Below are 6,165 nucleotides of genomic sequence, written 5' to 3' on the forward strand. Positions count from 1 at the left end.
GGGGGTTCCGGTTGAACTTTCCGCGTGCACGGCGCGACCTTGTCGGGTCGCACCGTGCTCGGGTGTCACGACGAACGGACGTTCTGCTTGGCGTCCTGCACGCGGCCGGTGACGTCGCCCGGTGCGGAGCGTGCCTCCTCCTTGACCGTCGACGCACTGTCGGCGCGCACCGACTCGGCAGCCTGCTGCGCCGGCTCGCGCGGGCCCGGAACGCCCGCCGGATATGCGGCTTCGCCGGGCCGTGGCGCGGAAGCCGGCGGGACTCCGACCGGCCCCGGGTGGTGCGCCGGCGGGGCGACCTGGCCCGGGTGCGGCAACGCGGCTTGGCCCGGGTACGTGCCGTCGCCCGGGAACGCGGTCCGGCCCAAATCCCTTGCCTGGCTCGGGAACGCGGTCCGGCCCGGATCCGCGGCCTGGTCCGGGGGCGCGGCCGCTGCCGGCCCGTTCGGGGAGTCCGCCGGCTTTTCCTGCTGCTGCGCGACGGCACCGCGCGTGAGCCGTCCGACGACGGCGCCTGCCACGGCCGCGCCCACCAGGAACGCGCCCGGACGGCGGCGGGCGAAGCGCCGCACCTCGTCGAGCAGGTCGCCGGGTTCGTGGTGCTCGAGCCAGTCCGCGACCGTCCGGGTCCGGCCGGACACCTGCCGCGCGACGTCGGCGGCGACGCCGGGGGAGTCGGTCTGCTCGGCCATCCGGTCCAGCTGACCGGCCAGCTGGTGGAGGCTCTGCGCCGCCTTCCGCTGGCCGTCCTTGGCCTGGGCCTCCAGCTGGTCCCGGCCTTCGCGGAGCAGGTCGCGCGCTTCCCGCTGGGCGTGCTCCGCGACGTGTTTCGCTTCCTGCGCCGCGGTTTGCGCGACTTCACCCCCGCGATCGGCGGCCGTCGTGGCCACCTCGCGAGCTTCGTCCTTGGCCGTTTCGGTCGTCGACGGCGGCGACTGGCCGCCGGGTCCTGATGTCATCTCGACCTCCTTGCGGGAGAGGCACTTCCCCGTGCCCTCGATGGGCGGCGGGCTACCCGGGTGGTGCGGGGATAAACCGGATTCCCTTGGCGTGCCTGCCGTGGTCAGTCGCCGGCGATCAACAGCGTGAGGGCCTCGCCGAGCGTCGCCGGGCGGGCGGCGCGCCCGGTGCGGCGTGGCCAGCCGGGCCCGGCGAGGACGAGCCGGTGCGCGCGGATCCGGCGCGGGGGAGGCACCGGGCGGCTGCTCCACAGGACGACCGCCGCCGGGTGCGTGCGGGCGACGGCGTCGCGCAGCGCGGTGTCCGGAATGGACCCGCCGAGGAACAGGGCCGCGCGGCTGTGTTCGGCGAGCGCCGCGCGCAGGGCTTCCAGCGGCAGGGTGTGCCGCTCCCCGTCGACGCACGCCAGCAGCACCGGCGGAGCGGCGCTGCGCGGGGAGGGGATGCGGTGCAGGGCTGCGGCGACGGCCCACGAGAGCCCGTGCACGAGGTCGACGCAGTGGTCGGCGTCCGGGCCGCCCAACGCGTCGAGCGCGGGCCGGCACAGGTGCTCCCAGGTGTCGACGACGTCGTGGTCGACCAGGTACGCGTCGAGCAGCGCCGTCGCGGTGTCGATCTTGAGGCTCCGCACCGCGGTCAGCAGCGTCCCGACGTCGCTGCCGCCGCCGGCGTGGAACGCGCGGGCGGCCGCGGTTTCGGTGCCGAGCCCCTGCTCGATCAGGTGCTTCATGCGGAGCAGCGCGTCGACGTCGGCTCGTCCGTAGCGGCGGTGGCTGCCGGTCTGCGGAGTCGACAGCGTGAGGCCGTAGCGGCGGTGCCACGCGCGGAGCGTGGACGGCGGGAGGCCGAGCATCCGGGCGACCGCCCCCGCCGTCCAGGTGACGACGGGGGCGGTGGCCGGCTGGTTCATCCCTCCATCATGGACCTGCCGGGTGCGGGCCGCTCGGCTTCCGGCCGGTCGACGCCACTGCGCCAATCGATGACAAAACGATGCGGTCCGCTTAAAGTCGGCACCTGCGAAAGGAGACGTGGTGACCGACGAGCGGAGACTGACGGTGCGGGTGCGCACCACGCCCGAAGCCGTCGTCGTCGCGGCTGCCGGTGACCTGGACCTCGGGTCGGCGCCGGTGCTGCGGGCGCAGGCCAGGGCCGTGCTGGACGAGCGGCCGGGGGCGCTCATCGTCGACCTGGACGAGATCGGCTTCTGCGGCTCGGCGGGCCTGCAGGTGCTGGCCGAGCTCGTCGCGGCGACGACGGCCGGCGGCGTCCCGCTCGCCGTGGTCGCCGACCGGTACCCGGTGCTGCGCGTGGTGCGGCTCAGCCGGCTGGACGAGGTGTTCGCCCTGCACGCGACGGTCGACGACGCCCGCGACTGGGTCCGGCGGCAGTCCCAGGAGTAAGAGTCCACTGTGGATGGTCTCGGTGGCGGTGCGGGCCGCCGGGCCTCAGCCGGCGGGCAGGTCGATCTCGGCGTGCCGCTCGGTGAGGGTCCGGGCCAGCTCGGCCAGCTTGACGTTCAGGTCCTGGGAGGTGCGCCGCAGGACGTCGAACGCCTCCTCCGCCGAGACGCCCCGGCGGGCCATGATGATGCCCTTGGCCTGGCCGATCACGTCCCGGCCGTCGATCGCCTTGCGCAGGTGCGCGGCCTGCAGCTGACCGCGCGTCACGGCGTCGGTGGCCGCGATGGCCAGCGACGCGTGGGTGGCCAGCAGCAGCAGGACGTCGCGGTCGGCTTCGTCCAGCCCGCCGGCGGCGCGCGAGTAGACGTTGAGCGCGCCGACGGACCGGCCGGTCGGCGGGCCGGGGATGAGCGCGGTGGAGAGGACGGCGCCGACGCCGAGCCCGGCGGCGGCCGGCGCCCACCGCGGCCAGCGGGGCTCGCGGGCGAGGTCCGGGGCGATCGCCACGGCGGGGCCGGTCGGCTCGGCGGCTTCGACGCACGGCCCTTCCCGGAACCGGTACTGCAGCAGGTCCAGCTCGACGGCGACCTCGTCGGTCTCCGCGGGTGTGTGGAACTGCCCGTCGGTGTCGATCAGCGTGAAGCTGGCCAGGTCGGCGGAGGGAACCATGAGCGTGGTCGCCTCGAGGACGCGTTCCAGGACGTCTTCGACGCTGGGGGCGGTGAGCAGCCGGTTCGTCAGCCGGGCGAACTCGCCCGCCAGCGGGCCGGCCCCGGTCCGGTCCTCGCCGGCGACGAACGTCTCCTTGTCGCGCTGCCACTCCTGCTCACTGGTCATGGTGCTCCTCGGCGTCGGCGAGCGTGCGGTACAGCGGCAGCACGTCTTCGAGCCCCAGGGCCTGGACCGGCCGCACCACCTCCCGCCCTTCGGCGAGGACGGCGACCGGGATTTGTCTCACCCGGGCCGCGGCCACCGCGTCCAGCACCACGCCGAGCCCCCGCGCCGAGCAGAACGCCAGCTGCGTCAGGTCGATGACCAGGGCTCGCGGAGCGAGGTCGAGCTCGTCGACGAGCCGGGCCGCGAGGCGGTCCGTCACCGCCAGGTCCAGCTCGCCCGTGACGGCCACGATCGTGCGCTCGGCCGTCGCCGTGATCGACATCCGGGGTGGCGCGCCCAGCAGCAGGGTCGTGCCCGGACGGGTGATGGTGTCGTGCATGCGTCCTCACCTCGGTGAGGCGGGCGAGCCCGCCGTCCCGGCCGGCGCGCTGCGCGCGCGGCGGATGGGTTCCAGGGGGCGGCTGCTGTGCTCAACCGCAGCGAGGCCGACAGTACCCCGCGCGCCACCTCGGAGTCACCAGGCCCGCGGCGGTACGTTGACCCGCGTGGGTGACGACACGTGGTCCGCGCTGGCCGGTCACTTCGCCGATGACGCTTACGCCTCGGTGAAGGGCCGTGTGCGCACCTATGTGATGCACCGGCAGCTGCTGGAGCACCTCCCGCCGCCGCCCGCCACCGTGCTCGACGTCGGCGGCGGGGCGGGGCACCAGTCCTTCCCGCTGGCCCGGGCCGGGTACGACGTCACGCTGCTGGACTCGTCCCCGGCGATGCTCGGCAAGGCGCGAGAGCGGCTGTCTCCGGAGATCCGGGACCGCGTGACGTTCGTGGAAGCCGACGGCGAGCACGCCGGGGAGGCGGTCGGCGGCCGGCAGTTCGACGCCGTCCTGTGCCACGGCGTCCTCGGGTACCTCGAACGGCCGGAGCCGGTGCTCGACCAGCTGTGCGGCCGCGCCGCTGCCGGGGGTGTCGTCTCGATCATGGCGGGCAACGCCGACGCGATGGCGGTGCGTCCCGCCCTGGAACAGCGGTGGGAGGACGCCCTGGCGGCGTTCGACTCCCGGAGCGAGATCGGCGTGCTGGGCGTCCCGACCCGGGCCGACACGGTGGACGAGCTCGGCGAGCTGATCCGGAGCCGGGGCGTGGCGCCCGTGCGGTGGTACGGGGTCTGGCTGTTCGTGGACTGGCTCGGGTTCGGCGGTGCCAAGGTGGACCCGGCCGACGCGGAGCGGGTGGCGGCCGTCGAGTTCGAGGCCGGCCGGCGGGACCCCTACCGCCGGCTCAGCCGCGTCTTTCACCTCGTGGGGCGCAAGGCCTGAGCGGCTTCTTCGGCCAGCAGCAGCAGCTCGGCCAGCACGTCAGCCGAGATGTCATCCAGTGACCTCTCCTCGCGCAGCCACCGCGTGAACGCGATCCCGAACACGGTGGCGCCCGACTCCGCCGCCAGCTTGGCCGCGAGCTCGTCGACGCCCCGGGCACGCAGTGCGTCAGCGACTGTCGTCGCCAGGGTGGTCAGCTTGTGCTGCTCCCGTTCCTGCAGGCCGGGGTTCCGGTCGATGATCGACTGCCGCGTGCGGGAGTGCGGGCGGCGCTCGTCCGGGAAGAACGACGCCGCCGAGCCCAGTGCGGAGGCGACGATCTCGAGTGGTGACGCTTCCGCCGGCGCGGCGTCGATGCCGTCGAGGAACGCCTGGACCAGCAGTTCTTGTCCCTGGAAGAGCACTTCGCGCTTGTCGCTGAAGTGACGGAAGAACGTGCGCTCGGTCAGCCCGACGGCCTGCGCGATCTCCGCGGCGGTCGTCTGCTCGTACCCGCGGGTGGCGAACAGCTCGAGCGCGGCCTTCTGCAGCCGCTCCGCGGTCCCCGGTTCCCAGCGCACCATGCTCCCGATACTAGTGATGGCAGCGGCTGACATACAGGCGTAGGGTGCGTATGTCAGCGACTGACGTCGGTCACTGACATCATGCCTCTCTCGAAGGAGTTCACGCCATGCGCGTTTTCGTCACCGGAGCCTCCGGCTGGATCGGCACCGCCGTCGTCGGCGAGCTGCTCGCCGCCGGCCACGAGGTCACCGGGCTGGCCCGGTCGGCCGCGTCCGCCGCGAAGCTCGAGGCCAAGGGCGTCCAGGTCCGGCGCGGCGACCTCGACGACCTCGCCGGCATCCGCGCCGGCGCCGAGGCGGCCGACGCCGTCATCCACCTGGCGAACAAGCACGACTTCGCCGACCAGGCCGCGTCGAACGCCGCGGAGCGGGCCGCCGTCCAGACCATCGGCGACGCGCTCGCGGGCAGCGGCCGCCCGTTCCTGCTGGCCTCGGGGGTCGCCGGCCTCGTGCAGGGCAAGCCGGCCACCGAAGCCGACGCGTCCCCGTTCCACGGCCCGGACTCCCCGCGCGGCGGCGCCGAGAACCTCGCGCTGGAGTTCGCCGACCGGGGTGTGCACCCGGTGAGCCTGCGGTTCTCGCCGACCGTGCACGGCACGGGTGACCACGGGTTCATCGCCCACCTGTCGGCGATCGCCCGCGAGAAGGGCGTCGCCGGCTACCCCGGCGACGGCACGAACCGCTGGGCGGCGGTACACGTGACGGACGCGGCGCGCATGGTCGTCCTCGGCCTGGAGAAGGCGCCCGCGGGCAGCCGCCTGCACGCCGTCGCGGAGGAGGGCGTGCCGACGAAGGAGATCGCGGAGGCGATCGGCCGGGCGTTCGATCTGCCGGTGGCGTCGATCGACGCCGGCGACGTCCAGGACCACTTCGGCTGGATCGGCACGTTCTTCGCGATGGATCTGGCGGCGACGAGCACCGGCACGCAGGAGCTGCTGGGGTGGAAGCCGACCGGGCGGACGCTGGTCGAGGACCTCGACACGGGTGCGTACTCGGGCTAGTGCGCCCCAATGTGGCCTTCGGTGCGTTGAACGCACCGAAGGCCCCCTTTGGTGGGGTGGTTGCCACCCACTCCCCAATGGGGGGCGT

General features: G+C 74.2%; 8 protein-coding genes. 3 read left to right on the top strand and 5 right to left on the bottom strand.

Going from position 1 to position 6,165, the window contains the following annotated elements; all coding sequences use genetic code 11:
* Positions 1–65: 65 nt before the first annotated feature.
* Positions 66–959 (bottom strand): hypothetical protein, encoded by an 894-nt coding sequence (locus AB0C38_RS47720; RefSeq protein WP_360687741.1) that lies wholly within the window; start codon positions 957–959, stop codon positions 66–68.
* A 104-nt stretch (positions 960–1,063) separates the two neighbouring features.
* Positions 1,064–1,870 (bottom strand): MerR family transcriptional regulator, encoded by an 807-nt coding sequence (locus AB0C38_RS47725; RefSeq protein WP_360687744.1) that lies wholly within the window; start codon positions 1,868–1,870, stop codon positions 1,064–1,066.
* A 121-nt stretch (positions 1,871–1,991) separates the two neighbouring features.
* On the opposite strand from AB0C38_RS47725, the gene AB0C38_RS47730 reads away from it, so the two are divergent.
* Positions 1,992–2,360 carry an STAS domain-containing protein gene (locus AB0C38_RS47730; protein WP_360687747.1) on the top strand — a complete coding sequence of 123 codons (369 nt, stop codon included), beginning with the start codon at positions 1,992–1,994 and terminating at the stop codon, positions 2,358–2,360.
* A gap of 45 nt (positions 2,361–2,405) precedes the next feature.
* On the opposite strand, the gene AB0C38_RS47735 is transcribed toward AB0C38_RS47730, so the two are convergent.
* Both AB0C38_RS47735 and AB0C38_RS47740 read right to left on the bottom strand, forming a co-directional pair.
* A complete protein-coding gene (locus AB0C38_RS47735) occupies positions 2,406–3,197 on the bottom strand; it encodes a GAF and ANTAR domain-containing protein (RefSeq protein ID WP_360687750.1) in 792 nt (263 codons plus the stop codon).
* The gene (locus tag AB0C38_RS47740) at positions 3,187–3,576 is read right to left on the bottom strand and encodes an STAS domain-containing protein (RefSeq protein ID WP_360687753.1); all 390 of its coding nucleotides are present in this window, start codon (positions 3,574–3,576) and stop codon (positions 3,187–3,189) included. The genes AB0C38_RS47735 and AB0C38_RS47740 overlap by 11 nt, the downstream gene beginning before the upstream one ends.
* 166 nt (positions 3,577–3,742) lie before the next feature.
* On the opposite strand from AB0C38_RS47740, the gene AB0C38_RS47745 reads away from it, so the two are divergent.
* Positions 3,743–4,513: a methyltransferase gene (locus AB0C38_RS47745; RefSeq protein WP_360687756.1), complete on the top strand. Its 771-nt coding sequence runs from the start codon at positions 3,743–3,745 to the stop codon at positions 4,511–4,513.
* Here AB0C38_RS47745 and AB0C38_RS47750 read toward each other — a convergent pair.
* Positions 4,489–5,076 carry a helix-turn-helix domain-containing protein gene (locus AB0C38_RS47750; protein ID WP_360687759.1) on the bottom strand — a complete coding sequence of 196 codons (588 nt, stop codon included), beginning with the start codon at positions 5,074–5,076 and terminating at the stop codon, positions 4,489–4,491. The genes AB0C38_RS47745 and AB0C38_RS47750 overlap by 25 nt on opposite strands.
* Positions 5,077–5,183: 107 nt before the next feature.
* Between AB0C38_RS47750 and AB0C38_RS47755 the strand changes: the two genes are divergently transcribed.
* Complete coding sequence (locus AB0C38_RS47755; RefSeq protein ID WP_360687762.1) at positions 5,184–6,077, top strand: SDR family oxidoreductase; 894 nt, start codon at positions 5,184–5,186, stop codon at positions 6,075–6,077.
* The last annotated feature ends 88 nt before the right edge of the window (positions 6,078–6,165 follow it).

The sequence above is a fragment of the Amycolatopsis sp. NPDC048633 genome, from assembly GCF_040650695.1.
Lineage (GTDB): Bacteria > Actinomycetota > Actinomycetes > Mycobacteriales > Pseudonocardiaceae > Amycolatopsis.

Excerpts from the sequence above, each read along its gene's own strand:
- AB0C38_RS47720 (WP_360687741.1), bottom strand. The coding sequence starts at position 959 with ATGACATCAGGACCCGGCGGCCAGTCGCCGCCGTCGACGACCGAAACG.
- AB0C38_RS47725 (WP_360687744.1), bottom strand. The coding sequence starts at position 1,870 with ATGAACCAGCCGGCCACCGCCCCCGTCGTCACCTGGACGGCGGGGGCG.
- AB0C38_RS47735 (WP_360687750.1), bottom strand. The coding sequence starts at position 3,197 with ATGACCAGTGAGCAGGAGTGGCAGCGCGACAAGGAGACGTTCGTCGCC.
- AB0C38_RS47740 (WP_360687753.1), bottom strand. The coding sequence starts at position 3,576 with ATGCACGACACCATCACCCGTCCGGGCACGACCCTGCTGCTGGGCGCG.
- AB0C38_RS47750 (WP_360687759.1), bottom strand. The coding sequence starts at position 5,076 with ATGGTGCGCTGGGAACCGGGGACCGCGGAGCGGCTGCAGAAGGCCGCG.
- AB0C38_RS47755 (WP_360687762.1), top strand. The coding sequence starts at position 5,184 with ATGCGCGTTTTCGTCACCGGAGCCTCCGGCTGGATCGGCACCGCCGTC.